General features: G+C 73.3%; 14 protein-coding genes and 1 pseudogene. 12 read left to right on the forward strand and 3 right to left on the reverse strand.

Going from position 1 to position 15,801, the window contains the following annotated elements:
• Positions 1-129 precede the first annotated feature (129 nt).
• Both ACFC0D_RS31785 and ACFC0D_RS31790 read left to right on the forward strand, forming a co-directional pair.
• A pseudogene (locus ACFC0D_RS31785) lies at positions 130-951 on the forward strand (tetratricopeptide repeat protein); the annotation flags it as partial.
• Positions 952-1,170: 219 nt separating this feature from the next.
• Positions 1,171-1,989: a tetratricopeptide repeat protein gene (locus ACFC0D_RS31790; RefSeq protein WP_376443492.1), complete on the forward strand. Its 819-nt coding sequence runs from the start codon at positions 1,171-1,173 to the stop codon at positions 1,987-1,989.
• A gap of 61 nt (positions 1,990-2,050) precedes the next feature.
• Here ACFC0D_RS31790 and ACFC0D_RS31795 read toward each other — a convergent pair whose 3' ends face one another.
• Complete coding sequence (locus tag ACFC0D_RS31795; RefSeq protein WP_376443443.1) at positions 2,051-3,337, reverse strand: DUF1015 domain-containing protein; 1,287 nt, start codon at positions 3,335-3,337, stop codon at positions 2,051-2,053.
• Positions 3,338-3,430: 93 nt separating this feature from the next.
• On the opposite strand from ACFC0D_RS31795, the gene ACFC0D_RS31800 reads away from it, so the two are divergent.
• The 4 genes from ACFC0D_RS31800 (at position 3,431) to ACFC0D_RS31815 (ending at position 7,516) form a co-directional block, all read left to right on the forward strand.
• The gene (locus ACFC0D_RS31800; protein WP_376443446.1) at positions 3,431-4,483 is read left to right on the forward strand and encodes an HAD hydrolase-like protein; all 1,053 of its coding nucleotides are present in this window, start codon (positions 3,431-3,433) and stop codon (positions 4,481-4,483) included.
• Positions 4,484-4,563: 80 nt separating this feature from the next.
• The gene (locus ACFC0D_RS31805; RefSeq protein ID WP_376443449.1) at positions 4,564-5,619 is read left to right on the forward strand and encodes an iron chelate uptake ABC transporter family permease subunit; all 1,056 of its coding nucleotides are present in this window, start codon (positions 4,564-4,566) and stop codon (positions 5,617-5,619) included.
• The gene (locus ACFC0D_RS31810; protein ID WP_376443452.1) at positions 5,616-6,650 is read left to right on the forward strand and encodes a FecCD family ABC transporter permease; all 1,035 of its coding nucleotides are present in this window, start codon (positions 5,616-5,618) and stop codon (positions 6,648-6,650) included. The genes ACFC0D_RS31805 and ACFC0D_RS31810 overlap by 4 nt, the downstream gene beginning before the upstream one ends.
• 35 nt (positions 6,651-6,685) lie before the next feature.
• The gene (locus tag ACFC0D_RS31815; RefSeq protein WP_376443495.1) at positions 6,686-7,516 is read left to right on the forward strand and encodes an ABC transporter ATP-binding protein; all 831 of its coding nucleotides are present in this window, start codon (positions 6,686-6,688) and stop codon (positions 7,514-7,516) included.
• Here ACFC0D_RS31815 and ACFC0D_RS31820 read toward each other — a convergent pair.
• Positions 7,505-7,852, reverse strand: coding sequence for an SCP2 sterol-binding domain-containing protein (locus ACFC0D_RS31820; protein WP_376443455.1), 348 nt, complete (start codon positions 7,850-7,852; stop codon positions 7,505-7,507). The two genes, ACFC0D_RS31815 and ACFC0D_RS31820, sit on opposite strands and share 12 nt — an antisense overlap.
• A 51-nt stretch (positions 7,853-7,903) precedes the next feature.
• Between ACFC0D_RS31820 and ACFC0D_RS31825 the strand changes: the two genes are divergently transcribed.
• From ACFC0D_RS31825 to ACFC0D_RS31850, 6 genes are all read left to right on the forward strand, one after another.
• Positions 7,904-8,221 (forward strand): hypothetical protein, encoded by a 318-nt coding sequence (locus tag ACFC0D_RS31825; protein WP_376443498.1) that lies wholly within the window; start codon positions 7,904-7,906, stop codon positions 8,219-8,221.
• An 85-nt stretch (positions 8,222-8,306) separates the two neighbouring features.
• On the forward strand, positions 8,307-9,122 hold the full coding sequence (locus ACFC0D_RS31830) for a TlyA family RNA methyltransferase (protein ID WP_376443458.1): 816 nt from the start codon (positions 8,307-8,309) through the stop codon (positions 9,120-9,122).
• On the forward strand, positions 9,119-10,030 hold the full coding sequence (locus ACFC0D_RS31835; protein WP_376443461.1) for an NAD kinase: 912 nt from the start codon (positions 9,119-9,121) through the stop codon (positions 10,028-10,030). Before ACFC0D_RS31830 ends, ACFC0D_RS31835 begins: the two co-directional genes overlap by 4 nt.
• Before the next feature lie 135 nt (positions 10,031-10,165).
• Positions 10,166-11,893, forward strand: a complete 1,728-nt coding sequence (gene recN, locus ACFC0D_RS31840) for a DNA repair protein RecN (protein ID WP_376443501.1) — start codon at positions 10,166-10,168, stop codon at positions 11,891-11,893.
• 217 nt (positions 11,894-12,110) lie between these two features.
• Entirely contained in the window at positions 12,111-12,875 is a 765-nt protein-coding gene (locus tag ACFC0D_RS31845) for a hypothetical protein (RefSeq protein ID WP_376443463.1), read from the forward strand.
• A 90-nt stretch (positions 12,876-12,965) separates the two neighbouring features.
• The gene (locus tag ACFC0D_RS31850; RefSeq protein WP_376443466.1) at positions 12,966-14,051 is read left to right on the forward strand and encodes a glycosyltransferase family 4 protein; all 1,086 of its coding nucleotides are present in this window, start codon (positions 12,966-12,968) and stop codon (positions 14,049-14,051) included.
• Between the two features lie 24 nt (positions 14,052-14,075).
• Here the strand turns inward: ACFC0D_RS31850 and ACFC0D_RS31855 are convergent, their stop codons facing one another.
• Positions 14,076-15,698 carry a PucR family transcriptional regulator gene (locus ACFC0D_RS31855; RefSeq protein WP_376443469.1) on the reverse strand — a complete coding sequence of 541 codons (1,623 nt, stop codon included), beginning with the start codon at positions 15,696-15,698 and terminating at the stop codon, positions 14,076-14,078.
• Positions 15,699-15,801: the final 103 nt, after the last annotated feature.

A 15,801-nucleotide genomic window follows, 5' to 3' on the forward strand; every position in this document is an offset into this window, starting at 1 on the left:
CGTTCATGCTGGGACCAAGGGTCCTTTTGTTTTTCCATGAACTTTTCGAAGCGCGTCGGGATGCCGACTGCGCGAGAATGACTGCAGTACCCGAAGACAGGAGTCACGCCGATGTCCACCAACTCTCCCGACGATCGTCCGGAGCGCGAGCCGCGTCGTAGGGACGGTGGCGAGCGGGGCGGCTTCCGTGGGCCGCGCCGTGACGACAACCGTGGTGGCGACAACCGTGGTGGCGGGTTCCGTCGGGACGACCGTCGTGACGACAACCGTGGTGCCGGCAGTGGTGGCGGTTTCCGCCGCGACGACCGTCCGCGTGACGACCGCCGTGACGACAACCGCGGTGGCGGTTTCCGCCGTGACGACCGCCGTGACGACAACCGCGGTGGCGGCTTCCGCCGTGACGACCGTCGTGACGACAACCGTGGCGGTGGCTTCCGTCGCGATGACCGTCGCGATGACAACCGTGGTGGCGGCAGCGGTGGTGGTTTCCGCCGTGACGACCGTGGCGGCGACCGTCCCTCGTTCCGTCGCGATGACAACCGCGGTGGCGGCGGTGGCGGTTTCCGCCGCGACGACACCCGTGGTGGTGGCTTCCGCCGTGACGACAACCGTGGCGGTGGCGGTGGCTTCCGTCGCGATGACCGTCGTGACGACAACCGTGGTGGCGGCAGCGGTGGTGGTTTCCGCCGTGACGACCGTGGCGGCGACCGTCCCTCGTTCCGTGGCGGCGACCGTCCCCGTGACGACCGCCGTGACGACCGTCCCTCGTTCCGTCGTGATGACCGTCCGCGTGACGACCGTCGGGACGACAACCGTGGCGGTGGCTTCCGCCGTGACGACCGTCCCCGTGACGACCGCGGCGGCGACCGTCCGTCGTTCCGCCGTGACGACCGTCGTGACGAGCGTCCCTCGTTCCGTCGCGACGAGCGTCCCCGTGACGACCGCGGCGGCGACCGTCCCTCGTTCCGTCGTGATGACCGTCCCCGCGACGACCGCCGTGACGACCGTCCCCGTGGGCCCCGTCGTGACGACAGCCGCGGTGGTGGCTTCCGCCGTGACGACCGGCGTGACGACAGCCGGGGCGGGTACCGCGGTCGTGACGACCGGGGTGGCTACGGCCGTCGGGACGACCGCGACCGTGACCGGCCGGACCGCGCGCCCATCAAGCGTCTGCCGATCCCGGACGACGTCACGGGCGAGGAGATCGACCAGGACGTGCGTCAGGAGCTCATGAGCCTTCCCAAGGGGCTCGCCGAGGACGTGGCGCGCAACCTCGTCATGGTCGCCAACCTGATCGACGAGGACCCGGAGCAGGCGTACGCGTATTCCCGTATCGCCCTGCGGCTCGCGTCCCGTGTCGCCGCCGTGCGTGAGGCGGCCGGCTTCGCCGCGTACGCGACGCAGAAGTACTCCGAGGCGCTGGCCGAGTTCCGGGCCGCGCGTCGGATGACCGGTGGTGTCGAGCTGTGGCCCGTGATGGCCGACTGCGAGCGTGGCATGGGCCGCCCGGAGCGGGCCCTCGCCATGGCCGGTGAGCCCGAGGTGCAGAAGCTGGACAAGGCCGGGCAGGTCGAGATGCGGCTCGTCGCCGCCGGCGCCCGCCGGGACATGGGGCAGCTCGACGCCGCCATCGTGACCCTGCAGAGCCCCGAACTCGCCTCCACCGCCGTCCACCCGTGGACCGCTCGCCTGCGGTACGCCTACGCCGACGCGCTGCTCGCGGCCGGGCGAGAGGACGAGGCCCGTGAGTGGTTCGCCAAGACGGTGGAGTCGGACAAGGACGGGGCCACGGACGCCTCCGACCGGCTCGCGGAGCTCGACGGCGTCGAGTTCGTGGACGCCATCGACGAGCTGGACGAGTCCGAGGGCGTCGCGGAGACCGACGCCACCGACGAGGCGGACGCGGCCGACGACCTCGACGACGAGGACGACGAGGACGTCGAAGACGACGAAGACGGTGAGGACGACGACACGGACCTCAAGGCCTGACGTCGTGTGAGTGTGTGAAAAGGGCGGCACCCCTCCGGGGTGCCGCCCTTTTTTCGTGCGCTCAGTCCAGCGCGAGGCTTCTGAGGACCAGGCCCGTCGCCGGCTTCGGGCCGAAGGACGTCGACTTGCGGGGCATGGTGACGCCCTGCCTGGCCAGGTCCCGCACGACGTCCTCCCGTACCGGATGCATGAGTACCGCCGTACCGCCGCGGCGTTCGGCCTGGGCGACGGCGGCCTCGGTGTCGTGGATGTAGCTGATCTCCTCGGGGGTGTCCGGGATGTGCCACACATGGTCGAGGAGCGTGGAGTGCAGGACCGTGGCGTCCAGGGTGCGCCATGCCTCGGGGCGGTCCGCGCGGATCGTACGGGCGAGCAGTGCCGGGTCGGGGCGGTCGAGGAGATGGAACGCGCCGTCGCCGGCCAGGAGGAAGGCGTTGCCGTCGGCCGTGGCGGACTCCAGGGTCTCCATGGCCGTCGACAGGGGGCCTTCGATGCGGCGGACGCGGAAGCCGTCGCCGAGAGCGGCGAGGGCGTCCGCGACGGGGAGGCGGTTGAGGAGGCGGTGGATGGCGCGGACGCGGAGGGGGTAGCGGGCCGTGTCGATGAGGAGGACGAGGCCGTAGTTCCACGGGCTGGGCTGCGTGTGTTCCTCGCGCAGCCGCAGGTATGTCGCCCAGCGGTGGTGGCCGTCGGCGATCAGCGCCTGGTGCTCCGCGAGGGCGGCGGAGACCGTCGCGAGCTCGGCGGGATCCGTGACCGCCCAGAGGCGATGGCTGAAGCCGTCCTCGGTGGTCGTGGCGAGCAGGGGCTCGCGCCGCACGGTGCGCTCGATGACCTCGGCGGCTCCGTCGTCCTCGCCGCGGTAGGTGAGGAGGAGCGGCTCCAGATTGGCGGCCGTGGTCCGCATCAGCGCGGCGCGGTCCTCGACCACGTGCGGCATGACGTCCTCGTGCGGGAGCACGATGCCCTCGGCGGGGGTGGAGAGTTCCAGGGCGCCGATGATGCCGCGCTGCAGGATGCCGTCGCCGCTCTGCTCGTACACGTACAGGGCGGGCTCGGGGTCGGGGGCGAGGACGCCGTCGGCGAGCCAGCGGTCGAGGGTGACGGCGGCCTTGCGGTGGCGGGTGCCGGCGGTGATCGCCTGCGGCAGGATCAGCCGGACGATGTTGTGCGGGTCGGCGGACTCGAGGTGGTGCAGTCCGTCGGGCCGTACGACCACGTCGTACGGCGGGGAGGTCACGGCGGCCAGGCTGCCGACCCGTTCGGGGACGTAGCGCAGTCCTCGGAACGGGACCATGTGCAGACCGTCGGCGCGGACGTCGTCGGCCGCGGGACCTGAGGTGTTCATTACGCAATCGTAAGTGGGGGTGGCGATGAGCGATGATCGGGGGAGACGGGGAGTGACGTGATCGTTTCGTTTTGATGTGAGGGGTACGAGGCCATGGGTGACGGCGTCCGGGGTCGGCAGGGCAGGTATCGGCCGGGTGGGAGCGAGCGGGCGCTGAGCGAGGCGTACGACACGGCGCTGCTCGATCTGGACGGTGTGGTGTACGCGGGCGGGGAGGCGATCCCGTACGCGGTGGAGGCGCTGGGCACGGCGCGGGCCGGCGGGATGCATCTCGCGTACGTCACCAACAACGCGCTGCGGACGCCGGACGCGGTGGCCGCGCATCTGACCGAATTGGGGGTGCCGGCGGAGGCGGGGGACGTCATCACGTCGGCGCAGGCGGTGGCGCGGCTGATCGCCGACGAAGTGCCCGCCGGGTCACGGGTGTTGGTGATCGGTGGGGAGGGGCTCCGGGTGGCGCTGCGGGAGCGGGGCCTGGTGCCGGTGGAGTCGGCCGACGAGGACGGTCTGGCGGCGGTCGTCCAGGGGTACGGCGGGCCGGAGTTGCCGTGGGCGCGGTTCGCGGAGGCGAGCTACGCCGTGGCGCGCGGGGTGCCGTGGTACGCCTCGAACACGGACCTGACGATTCCGGGGGCGCGGGGGATCGGGCCGGGGAACGGGGCGGCGGTGGAGGTCGTACGGATCGCCACGGGCGGACTGGTGGAGCCGAAGGTGGCGGGGAAGCCGCTGCCGCCGATGCACCGCGAGACGGTGCTGCGGACGGGTGCGGAGCGGCCGCTGGTGGTCGGGGACCGTTTGGACACGGACATCGAGGGCGCGTTCAACGGGGGTGTCGACTCGCTGCTGGTGCTCACCGGTGTGACGGACGTGCCACAGCTGCTCGCGGCGGTGCCGGAGCACCGGCCGACGTATGTGGACGCGGATCTGCGGGGGTTGCTGACCGGGCAGCCGCATGTGGTCGGGGTGCACGGCGGCCATGTCTGCGGTGGCTGGTCGGCCGAGGCGCGCGGCGGCGAGCTCGTCCTGGACGGCGAGGGGCCGGTCCTGGACGGGGTGCGGGCGCTGTGCGCGGCGGCGTGGACGGAGGCCGGGGCCGGGGCGAGCGGCTTGGACGCGGGCAAGGCGCTGGAGCGGTTGGGGCTGTGACGGGGAAGGGCCTCTCGTCGGGGCCCTGACCTGCGGACGGGGATCGAACACCGATGGCAGGGTAGGCTAACCTAACTGCCGTGTTGGTCGAGAGTCCCTCCCGAGCGAGCGCGGATCCGACCGGCCCTGACCAGACGCCGACGCGCCGGCACTCCGTGCGCGCCGTCGGGTTGGTCGTGGCCGTCGGAGTCCTGCTGCTGGTCTGTGTCCTGAGCGTCATGATCGGCGCCAAACCGGTGCCGCTCGGCGACGTGTGGCACGGGCTGTTCCAGAACACCGGTGTCGGAAACGACGTCATCATCCATGACGTCCGCGTCCCCCGCACGCTCCTCGGGCTGCTCGTCGGCGTCGCCCTCGGCCTCTCCGGGGCCGTGATGCAGGGCCTCACCCGTAATCCGCTCGCCGAGCCCGGTCTGCTCGGTGTCAACGCCGGCGCCGCCGCGGCCGTCGTCTCCGCGATCGCGTTCCTCGGGGTCACGGACGTCAGCGACTACATCTGGTTCGCGTTCGCCGGCGCCGCCGTCGTCTCCGTCGTCGTGTACGTCCTCGGCGGCAGCCGCAGCTCCACCCCGGTACACCTCGCGCTCGCCGGAACCGCCGCCACCGCCGCGCTCTACGGCTACGTCAACGCCGTCCAGTTGCTGAACTCGGCCGCCCTGGACCGGCTCCGCTTCTGGACCGTCGGTTCGCTCGCCCCCGCGGACATGGAGACCGTGCGCCGGGTGGCGCCGTTCATCCTCGTCGGCGTGGTGCTCGCCCTGCTCATCTCGCGGCCCCTCAACGCCATGGAGATGGGCGACGACACCGCCCGCGCGCTCGGCGCCAACCTCAACCGCACCCGAGTGATCGCCATGGCGGCCGTCACGCTGATGTGCGGCGCCGCGACCGCCGCGTGTGGACCGATCGTGTTCCTCGGGCTGATGGTCCCGTATCTCGTACGGGCCATCACCGGCCCCGACATGCGCTGGATCCTCCCCTACGCAGCCGTCCTCTCGCCCGTGCTCCTCCTCGGCTCCGATGTGATCGGACGGCTCGTCGCCCGCCCCGCGGAGCTCCAGGTCGGCATCGTCACCGCGCTGGTCGGCGGACCCGTCTTCATCCGCCTCGTCCGCCGCAAGAGGATGGCCCAGCTGTGACCACCAAGACGCTACGGACCGGCGGCGGGCTCTCCCTGCGTTACGCACCCCGCGCCGCGCTCTCCATGGTCGGGCTGCTCGCCCTCACGCTCGCCGCCGCCGTCGTGCTCATCGGCAGCGGCGACTTCCCGATCGCCCCCGGCGACGTCGTCGCGACCCTCCTCGGCAACGGCACCGCCGTCCAGGAGTTCGCGGTCATGGACCTGCGGCTGCCGCGCGTCCTCGTGGCCGTCTTCGTCGGCGCCGCGCTCGGCATCGGCGGAGCCGTCTTCCAGTCCATCTCCCGCAACCCGCTCGGCAGCCCCGACGTCATCGGCTTCGGTCAGGGCGCGACCGTCGGCGCGCTCACCGTCATCGTGCTCTTCCAGGGCAGCGCCATGGCCGCCGCCGGCGGGGCCGTGGTCGGCGCCCTGATCACCGGCGCCGCGATCTACCTGCTCGCCTGGAAGCGCGGGATCCACGGCTACCGGCTCGTCCTCGTCGGCATCGGCGCGGCCGCCATGCTCACCGCCGTCATCCACTACCTCATCACCAAGGCCAACCTGGTCGACGCCACCCGCGCCACGGTCTGGATGACCGGCTCGCTCGACGGGCGCGACTGGGCGCAGTTCTGGCCGCTTTTCGCCGTCAGCTGCGTCCTCGTCCCGCTGGTCCTGGGGCACGGGCGGGCGCTGCGGATGCTGGAGATGGGCGACGACGCCGCGTACGCCCTCGGGGTGAGGGTCGAGCGGACCCGCATCGTGCTGATGGGCTCCGCCGTGCTGCTCGTCGCCGTCGCGACCGCCGCCGCCGGGCCCATCGTCTTCGTCTCGCTGAGCGCGCCCCAACTGGCCCGCAGGCTGACCCGCTCGCCCGGCCCCAACCTCGCCGCCTCCGCCCTCATGGGTTCGGCGCTGCTGCTGATCGCCGACTGGACCGCGACCAACGCCTTCGGCGACCGGCAACTGCCCGTCGGCGTCATCACCGGTGTGCTCGGCGGCTGCTATCTGCTGTGGCTGCTCGTCACCGAACGCAAGGCGGGACGGATATGAACGCGAAGAACGCGAAGGAACTCAGGAGCACCTCCATGGACGGTCGGACCCAGCGGCTCAGCGCGGAGTCGGTCACCCTCGCCTACGACCAGCGGATCATCGCCCGCGACCTGTCCGTGGCGATCCCCGACAACTCCTTCACGGTCATCGTCGGACCCAACGCCTGCGGCAAGTCGACCCTGCTGCGAGCCCTGTCCCGGATGCTCAAGCCCTCCCAGGGGCGGGTGCTCCTCGACGGGCAGACCATCCACACCATGCCGGCGAAGAAGGTTGCCAAGACCCTCGGCCTGCTGCCCCAGTCCTCCATCGCCCCCGACGGCATCACGGTCGCCGACCTGGTGGCCCGCGGCCGCTACCCGCACCAGGGGCTGCTGCGCCAGTGGTCCCCGGAGGACGAGCGGATCGTCCAGGAATCGATGGCCGCGACCGGCGTCGCCGAGCTGGCGGAGCGGTACGTCGACGAGCTGTCCGGCGGCCAGCGCCAGCGGGTCTGGATCGCGATGGCGCTCGCCCAGCAGACCCCGCTGCTGCTGCTCGACGAGCCCACGACCTTCCTCGACATCCAGCACCAGATCGACGTCCTCGACCTCTGCGCCGAGCTGCACGAGAACCAGGGCCGCACCCTGGTCGCCGTCCTGCACGACCTCAACCACGCCGCCCGGTACGCCACCCACCTCATCGCCGTCCGAGGCGGCGAAGTCGTCGCGGAGGGTCCGCCGGCCGAGGTCGTGACGGCCGAGCTGGTGGAGCGGGTCTTCGGGCTGCGCTGCCAGGTCATCGACGACCCCGAGACGGGCACGCCGCTGGTCGTGCCCGCCGGGCGGAAGGCCCGGGCCAGGAAGCAGGAGCCCGCGCTAGAGAAGTGAGCGCAGCCGGAGCAGATCGCGGAAGCCGGCCTCCAGCCTGACCCGGCCGGAGGCCCAGGCCTTCGCGAAGTTCAGCTCGCCGTTCACCATCGCCACCAGGTCGTCGCCGGTCATCGCCAGCCGGATCTCCGCCTTGACGGGCGGTGGTCCCGCCACCGTGTCCCGGACCTCGATCCGGCCGTCCGCGAGACGGCCGGTGAACGTGGTGTCCAGGTCCGTGATGTGGCAGCTCAGGGTGCGGTCGAGCGCGGCGGCGCTGCGCACCTCGCCGTCCGCGCGCGAGAGATTGTCCGAAAGTTTGTCGAGTGCGCTACGGCACTCCGTGATCGTGGCCATCGTGATCGACCGTACCCCAGGGCTTCGCGATAGCGTCGGGGCATGAGCGACGTGACGGATGGGACGCCGACCGCGGAGTCGGACGGGACGCCGGCCGCCGAGACGGATGTGCGTCCCGGGCCGGACGCGGAGGGTACGCCGGCCGGAGACGCGGAGGCGGCGTACGAGGCCGCCGCGCCCGCGCCCCTCGGCGTGGAGCGGGCCCCGACCGGGCGTCCCGCCGTGGACGCCCTCCTGGAGCGCCTTGCCGACGCGGACCACCTTCCGGCGGACGGACACCTGGAGGTGTACGAGGATGTACACCGTGGGCTGCGCTCCGAGCTGTCGTCGCTCGACGCCGTCCGCCCCGGACCGGCCCCCGGACCGTGAACGGTCCCGCCGAGCTCTCCGTACAACCAGTCGTAGAACCCCGTCGTAAGAACCCGTCGTACAACCAACAGGAGCTGAACCGAACGTGGCAGGAGTGGCACGCCGCCGTCTGGACGCCGAGCTTGTACGCCGCAAGCTCGCCCGCTCGCGCGAGCACGCCAGCCAGCTGATCGCCGCCGGAAGGGTGAGCGTCGGCAAGACGGTCGCGACCAAGCCGGCCACCCAGGTCGAGACGGCCGCGGCCATCGTCGTGGCCCAGGACGACGCCGACCCCGACTACGTCTCGCGCGGCGGCCACAAGCTCGCCGGTGCCTTCGCCGCGTTCGTACCGCAGGGGCTGAAGGTCGAGGGCCGGCGGGCGCTGGACGCGGGCGCGTCGACCGGCGGCTTCACCGACGTCCTGCTCCGCGCCGGCGCCGCGCATGTCGTCGCCGTCGACGTCGGCTACGGCCAGCTCGCCTGGTCCCTGCAGAGCGACGACCGGGTCACCGTGAAGGACCGTACGAACGTCCGTGAGCTGACCCTCGAGGCCATCGACGGAAAGCCGGTCGACCTCGTCGTCGGCGACCTCTCCTTCATCCCGCTCGGCCTCGTGCTGCCCGCCCTCGCGCGCTGCACCGCCCCCGACGCGGACCTCGTGCTCATGGTCAAGCCGCAGTTCGAGGTGGGCAAGGAACGCCTCGGCACCGGCGGAGTCGTCCGTAGCCCCGAGCTCCGGGCGGACACCGTACGGAACGTGGCGCGCCAGGCCGCCGAGCTCGGGCTCGGGGTGCTGGGTGTGACGGCGAGCCCGCTGCCGGGGCCCTCCGGCAATGTCGAGTACTTTCTGTGGCTGCGGGCAGGGGCGCCCGCGCTGGATCCGGCGGATGTCGACCGCGCCGTGGCGGAGGGACCTCGTTGAGCTCAACGACAGCAGCACAGCGCACCGTTTTCCTGCTCGCGCACACCGGCCGGCCGGCCGCCGTGCGCAGCGCCGAACTCGTCGTCCTCGGGCTGCTGCGCAGCGGGATCGGCGTCCGTGTCCTGGAGGCGGAGGCGGCCGACCTGCCGCTGCCGCCTTCCGTGGAGATGGTGCCGGAGGCCTGTACCGACGCCCTCGAGGGCTGTGAGCTGCTCGTCGTCCTCGGCGGTGACGGGACGCTGCTGCGCGGCTCGGAGCTCTCCCGGGCGTCCGGTGTGCCGATGCTCGGCGTCAACCTGGGCCGGGTGGGCTTCCTCGCGGAGGCCGAGCGCGACGACCTCGACAAGGTCGTCGACCGGGTCGTCACGCGCGCGTACGAGGTCGAGGAGCGGATGACCCTCGACGTCGTCGTGTACGAGAACGGCGACGTACTGCACCGGGACTGGGCGCTGAACGAGGCCGCCGTGCAGAAGGTCTCCCCGGAACGGATGCTGGAGGTCGTGATAGCGATCGACGGCCGGCCGGTCACCGGATTCGGCTGCGACGGCGTGATCTGCGCGACCCCGACGGGCTCCACGGCCTACGCCTTCTCGGCCGGTGGACCGGTGATCTGGCCGGAGGTCGAGGCGCTGCTGATGGTCCCGATCGGGGCGCACGCGCTGTTCGCGAAGCCGCTGGTGACGACGCCGGAGTCGGTGCTCACGGTGGAGGTCGAGCCGCACACCCCGCACGGCGTGCTGTGGTGCGACGGCCGGCGGACAGTCGAACTCCCTTCGGGAGCACGAGTGGAGGTGCGGCGCGGGGAGGTTCCCGTACGGCTGGCCCGGCTGCACCACGCCTCGTTCACGGACCGTCTCGTGGCGAAGTTCGCCCTGCCGGTGTCGGGGTGGCGCGGCGCCCCGCACTGAGGCGCCGGAGCGGCCCCGACTCCCCACCCCCACGGGTGACAACCGCATCCCCGACCTGCGTGTTCGTACCGTTCGGGCAGGGGCCGTCGCACAGCCGGGCCTCGACCTCGTAAGGTCTTCCCCGTGTTGGAGGAGATGCGGATACGGTCGCTCGGGGTCATCGACGACGCTGTTGTCGAGCTGTCGCCCGGTTTCACCGCGGTGACGGGTGAGACCGGTGCGGGCAAGACCATGGTCGTCACGAGCCTGGGGCTGCTGCTCGGCGGGCGCGCCGACCCCGCCCTGGTGCGGATCGGCGCGGGCTCGGCCGTCGTCGAGGGGCGGATCACGCTGCCCGAGGGCGCGGCAGCCGCCGCACGGGCGGCGGAGGCGGGCGCCGAGCTCGACGACGGCGCGCTGCTCGTCAGCCGGACGGTCTCGGCCGAGGGGCGTTCGCGCGCCCATCTCGGCGGGCGCTCCGTGCCTGTCGGCCTGCTCGCCGAGCTCGCCGACGAACTCGTCGCCGTCCACGGCCAGACCGACCAGCAGGGCCTGCTCAAGCCGGCCCGCCAGCGCGGCGCCCTGGACCGGTACGCGGGCGACGCCGTCGCCGTACCGCTGGCCGCGTACGGGGAGGCGTACCGGCGGCTGAGGGCCGTCGTCGTCGAGCTGGACGAGATCACCACGCGTGCGCGGGAACGGGCCCAGGAGGCCGATCTGCTGCGCTTCGGACTCGGCGAGATCGAGGCCGTCGAGCCGCTGGCCGGGGAGGACGTCGAGCTGGCCGCGGAGGCGGAGCGGCTCGGCCACGCGGAGGCCCTGGCGTCCGCCGCAGCCCTGGCGCACGGGGCGCTCGCCGGACAGCCCGAGGACCCGGAGGCCGTCGACGCGACGACCCTGGTCGCGGGCGCGGGGCGGGCCCTGGAGGCCGTAAGGTCGCACGACCCGGCGCTCGCCGCGCTGGCGGACCGGATGGGGGAGATCTCCATCCTGCTCGCCGACGTGGCCGGGGAGCTGGCCGGGTACGCCGACAACCTGGACGCCGACCCGCGCCGGCTCGCGGCCGTCGAGGAGCGGCGCGCGGCGCTGACCCAGCTCACCCGCAAGTACGGCGCGGACGTCGCCGCCGTGCTGGCCTGGGCGCAGGAGAGCGCGGCCCGACTCACCGAGCTGGAGGGCGACGACGACAGGGTCGGCGAGCTGACGGCCGAGCGGGACAGGCTGCGGACCGAACTGTCGGTGCTCGCACAGGCGCTCACGGACGCCCGTACGGAGGCGGCGGCGCGCTTCGCCGACGCCGTCACCGCCGAACTGGCCTCGCTGGCCATGCCCCACGCGCGCGTGTCCTTCGACATCCGGCAGACGGAGTCCGTCGACGAGGCTTCGGGCGTCGAGGTCGGCGGGCGAACCGTGGCCTACGGGCCGTCCGGCGCCGACGAGGTCGAGCTGCTGCTCGCCCCGCACCCGGGCGCGCCGCCGCGGCCGATCGCGAAGGGCGCGTCCGGTGGTGAGCTGTCCCGGGTGATGCTGGCCGTCGAGGTCGTCTTCGCGGGTACGGACCCGGTGCCGACGTATCTCTTCGACGAGGTCGACGCAGGCGTCGGCGGCAAGGCTGCCGTGGAGATCGGCCGCCGCCTCGCCAAGCTCGCCAAGTCCGCGCAGGTCGTGGTCGTCACGCACCTGCCGCAGGTCGCGGCGTTCGCCGACCGCCAGCTGCTGGTGGAGAAGACCAACGACGGGTCCGTGACCCGGTCCGGTGTCACCGTCCTGGAGGGCGAGGACCGGGTCCGTGAGCTCTCGCGGATGCTGGCCGGCCAGGAGGACTCGGAGACGGCCAGGGCGCACGCCGAGGAACTGCTGGCGACGGCGCGGGCGGACGGCTGACGGGTCGGGGGCGGTCGCCGCACCGTGCGGGGCCGCTGCCGCCCGAGGCGTGGTCGCGGCTGTCGTGGAGCACCGGGCCCGGGTCGTCCGGGTCGCTTGCCCCCGTCGGCGGTGAGCCGTCCCGGCGGGGCCGTGTCCGGAGGAACCGGGCGGACGCGGACCGGGTGGGGTTTCCCCCGGCGCGGGGGCTCGTCGACCGCGCGCCTAGGCTGGGCCCATGATCGGGAAGCTGGGCAGGATCGGGACCTTCGCGGTGGCGGCGGGCGTGAGCCGGGCCGTCCATGCCGGGCTCCGGCGTCGGGACGACGAGCGGTGGCGGCGGGAGAACCACGCCGGCCGGAGCGTCGATCTGTACGCGGGTCCCGCGACCGCCGTCGGGACCGCGCTGGCCGTGGCGAACGCGGCGAGCGGGGGGTCCGCCCGGTCGGCGGCCGGGGGAGGACCGGCGGCCCTCGCCGTCCTCGCCGCCGGAGCCTGCGGGGCGTACGACGATGTGAAGGGCGACCACCGCAGGGGCTTCCGGGCGCACCTCGAGGCCCTGCGGCACGGTGAGGTCACCAGCGGCGCCGTGAAACTGCTCGGGATCGGCGGGGCCGGGCTCGTGGCCGGGTCGCTGTTGAAGGAGCGTCCGGTCGACAAGGTCCTGGCGGGTGTGGTGATCGCGGGCACCGCGCACCTCGTCAACCTCGTGGACGTGGCCCCGGGGCGTGCCGCGTTGACGGTTCTGGGGCTCGGCGTGCCCGGACTCCTGCGCGGATCGCTCGCCGCCGCGCCGATGGGCGCCGCGGCCGCCGTCCTCACCGACGACCTCGGCGAGCGCACCATGCTCGGTGACACGGGCGCGCACGCGCTCGGCGCGGCCGTCGGCAGCGCGATCGCCGCCGGGAACGGGCGGTTCGGACTCGCCGTCCACGCGGCGGGGCTCATAGCGGCGGCGGCGTGCGGAGAGAGGCTCAGTGACCTCGTGCGCTCACCCATGTGAGTGATACCGCCCGGCGAGTTGAGGGCTCGGACACGGGAACGACGCGGCTTCGGTGCCGGAACGTGCGTACGGGCTGGCATCCTTGGGCGCGTGACACAGCTCCGTACGGTCCAAGTGCTGGGCGGCGGCAGCGCGGGCAGCAGCGCTCACGTCAGATCACTTGCCTCGGGGCTGGTGGCGAGGGGCGTGCGGGTGACCGTGTGCGCCCCGGCCGAACTCGACCGCGCCTACGACTTCATCGGCGCCGGCGCACACTTCGTGCCCGTCCCGCGCCGCAACGACCCCGCGACGGTCGCGGTGCTCCGCAACGCCTGCATCGGCGCCGACGTCGTGCACGCGCACGGGCTGCACGCCTCGGTGCGGGCGATGCTCGCCCTGTCGGGTGGGGTGCGGACGCCCTCGCTGGTGACGACCTGGCACACCCGTAGCCATGTGGACGGTGCGCGGGGCGGGCTGCTGCGTCTCCTTGAACGAAGGACCGCGCGGGCGGCCGCCGTCGTCCTCGGCACCTCCTCCGAACTCGTCGACCGCGCGCGGCGGCGCGGGGCGCGGGACGCCCGGCTCGCGCCGGTGACGGTGCCCGCGTCGCGTGCACCGGTCTGTCTGCACGACGGGAAGGCGCGGGCGGAACTGGGGGCGGTGGACCGGCCGTTGCTGATGGCCGTCGGCGCGCTGGTGCCCGAGCGGGGGTACGGGATGCTGCTGGACGCGGCGCGTGTGTGGCGGGATCTGGACCCGCAGCCGCTGCTCGTCATCGCGGGGGAGGGGCGCGAACGGGCGGCGATGCAGCGCCGGATCGAGACAGAGGGTCTGGCGGTCCGGCTGATCGGCAGTCGGGACGACGTGGCGGAGCTGCTGGCCGCGGCGGACGTGGCGGTCCTGCCGTCGCGTTGGGAGGCCCGCTCCCCGCTGGCGCAGGAGGCGCTGCGGCTCGGTGTGCCGCTGGTCGCGACGGCCGTGGGAGGAGTGCCCGAACTGGTCGGGGACGCGGCGGAGTTGGTGCCGTGGGGGGATGCGGCGGCGCTGGCGGAAGCGGTGCGGGTGCTGTTGTCGGATGTGGACCGGCGGATGGACCTGGCGGCCGCGGGGCGGGTGCAGGCGGGCACATGGCCGACGGAGGACGAGACGATCGCGCACGTCCTGAGCGTGTACGACGAGCTGTCGGACCGCCGCTGACGGCGGCCCGACGACCGCGGCGCCCTACGGTGTGTGGCGCCTCGCCCGGAGCGCCAGCGACAGGGCCAGGACCGTCTGCGGGTCGTCCAGGTCCGTGCCGAGGAGCTCGGAGATCCGGGCCAGGCGGTTGTAGAGGGTCTGGCGGTTCAGATGGAGTTCGCGGGCCGTCTCCGCCTTGCGGCCCGCGTGGGCCAGATAGGTCTCCAGGGTCGGGAGCAGCGGCGGGCGCGAGGTCCGGTCGTGCTCCCGCAGCGGCCCGATGGCACGGTCCACGAAGGCAGCCAGGTCCGGGTGTTCCCGCAGGCGCCACAGCAACAGGTCGATGTCCAGACGTCGGGCGTCGTACCAGGGCCGGTCCGAGAGGCCCTGCGCCGCCGTCGCCGTCTCGCCCGCGTGCCGCAGGGACGCCGACGCCGCGGCCCAGCCGCCCGCGATGCCCACCACGACCACCGGAGCGTGCGCCCCGGCCCTTTCGAGACCGGCCCGCTCCACGCCCGCCCGCAGCGCCGCCGCGACCCGGTCCGCCACCGCCGTACGCTCCGACTCCGAGCGCAGGCCCAGGAGCAGCGGCACACGCCCCTCCACCGGGCGTACGCCGAGGAGCACCGGAACTCCCACCGACGACAGCTCCTCCAGGACCGCCCTCGCCAGCAGCGCCCAGTTCCCCGAGGGGGAGAGCTCGGAGGCGAGCCGCATGACCACGGGCAGCAGCGGACCGTCTCCCGGGCGGAAGCCCAGCACCCGCGCCTGCGCCGGCGCGTCCTCCGCCGTGATCCGCCCCTCCGCCAGGTCCGTCAGGAAGTCGCCGCGCCCCCGGGCCGCCAGCTCCTCCTCCTGCCGGGCCTGCATCAGCACGACCGCCAGAATCCCCGCCGCCCGCTCCGCCGCCATCCGGTGCACGGGGGACAGCGGTCCGGAGACCGCGAGCAGGACCAGGCGGGCCCGGACCGAGCCGGTGCCCGGTCCACCCCCGGGCACGTCCACCAGGACCGCGCCCGTCGGCGGACCCGACTCCCGCGCCGCCCGCTGGCCGCGCAGACCGTCCCACACCTGGAGCGGGTCCGCCGGGCCGGACTCCGTGCCCGCCGCGTAGAGCAGTTGCCCGTCCGCCGTCTCGAGGAAGACCGGGTTCGTGGTGAAGTCGGCCAGGATCCGCAGGACCTGTGGCACCCCGCCCCCGCCGAGCAGCGCCTCGGTGCACTGCCGGTGCACCTCCTCCGCCTGGCGGAGGAGCGCGTAGTGGCCGTTGACGATCTCGGTGTGGATCTCCTCCGTGACGGCCACGAAGGGCACTTCACGGTGCAGTTGCACCAGCGGAAGGCCGGCGGAACGCGCCGTCTCCACGATCGTCGCCGGCAGGCGCGAGAAGCGCGGGCCGAGCTCCACCACCAGCGCCGCGATGCCCCGCTCGGCGAGCCGCCGTACGAACGCCCGCTGCTCCGCCGGGCGGGTGCCGAGGCCCAGACCGGTGGTCAGCAGCAGCTCGCCGCCCTTGAGCAGGGACGCGATGTTCGGGACCTCGCCCGCGTGCACCCAGCGCACCGTACGGTGCAGCCGGTCCGCGCAGGCGACGACCTCCGGGAGCCCGCTGCGGAGCCCGGGCAGCTCCAGCGCCCGCTGCACGGTGATCCCGCCCTGATTCTCCATGGAGCCGGACGCTACCTCCGGACATGTTCCGGCGGCATCATCCGACGGTCACGGGACCAGACAGATCGTCCATCTCGTCGACAACTCGTCGCCCCAACAGGTC

This window comes from Streptomyces sp. NPDC056222 (genome assembly GCF_042264065.1).
Classification (GTDB): Bacteria; Actinomycetota; Actinomycetes; order Streptomycetales; family Streptomycetaceae; genus Streptomyces.

Bases quoted from the DNA above. Each gene is read 5' to 3' on its own strand.
- ACFC0D_RS31795 (WP_376443443.1), bottom strand. From the start codon at position 3,337: ATGAACACCTCAGGTCCCGCGGCCGACGACGTCCGCGCCGACGGTCTG.
- ACFC0D_RS31800 (WP_376443446.1), top strand. From the start codon at position 3,431: ATGGGTGACGGCGTCCGGGGTCGGCAGGGCAGGTATCGGCCGGGTGGG.
- ACFC0D_RS31815 (WP_376443495.1), top strand. From the start codon at position 6,686: ATGGACGGTCGGACCCAGCGGCTCAGCGCGGAGTCGGTCACCCTCGCC.
- ACFC0D_RS31820 (WP_376443455.1), bottom strand. From the start codon at position 7,852: ATGGCCACGATCACGGAGTGCCGTAGCGCACTCGACAAACTTTCGGAC.
- recN (WP_376443501.1), top strand. From the start codon at position 10,166: ATGCGGATACGGTCGCTCGGGGTCATCGACGACGCTGTTGTCGAGCTG.
- ACFC0D_RS31845 (WP_376443463.1), top strand. From the start codon at position 12,111: ATGATCGGGAAGCTGGGCAGGATCGGGACCTTCGCGGTGGCGGCGGGC.
- ACFC0D_RS31855 (WP_376443469.1), bottom strand. From the start codon at position 15,698: ATGGAGAATCAGGGCGGGATCACCGTGCAGCGGGCGCTGGAGCTGCCC.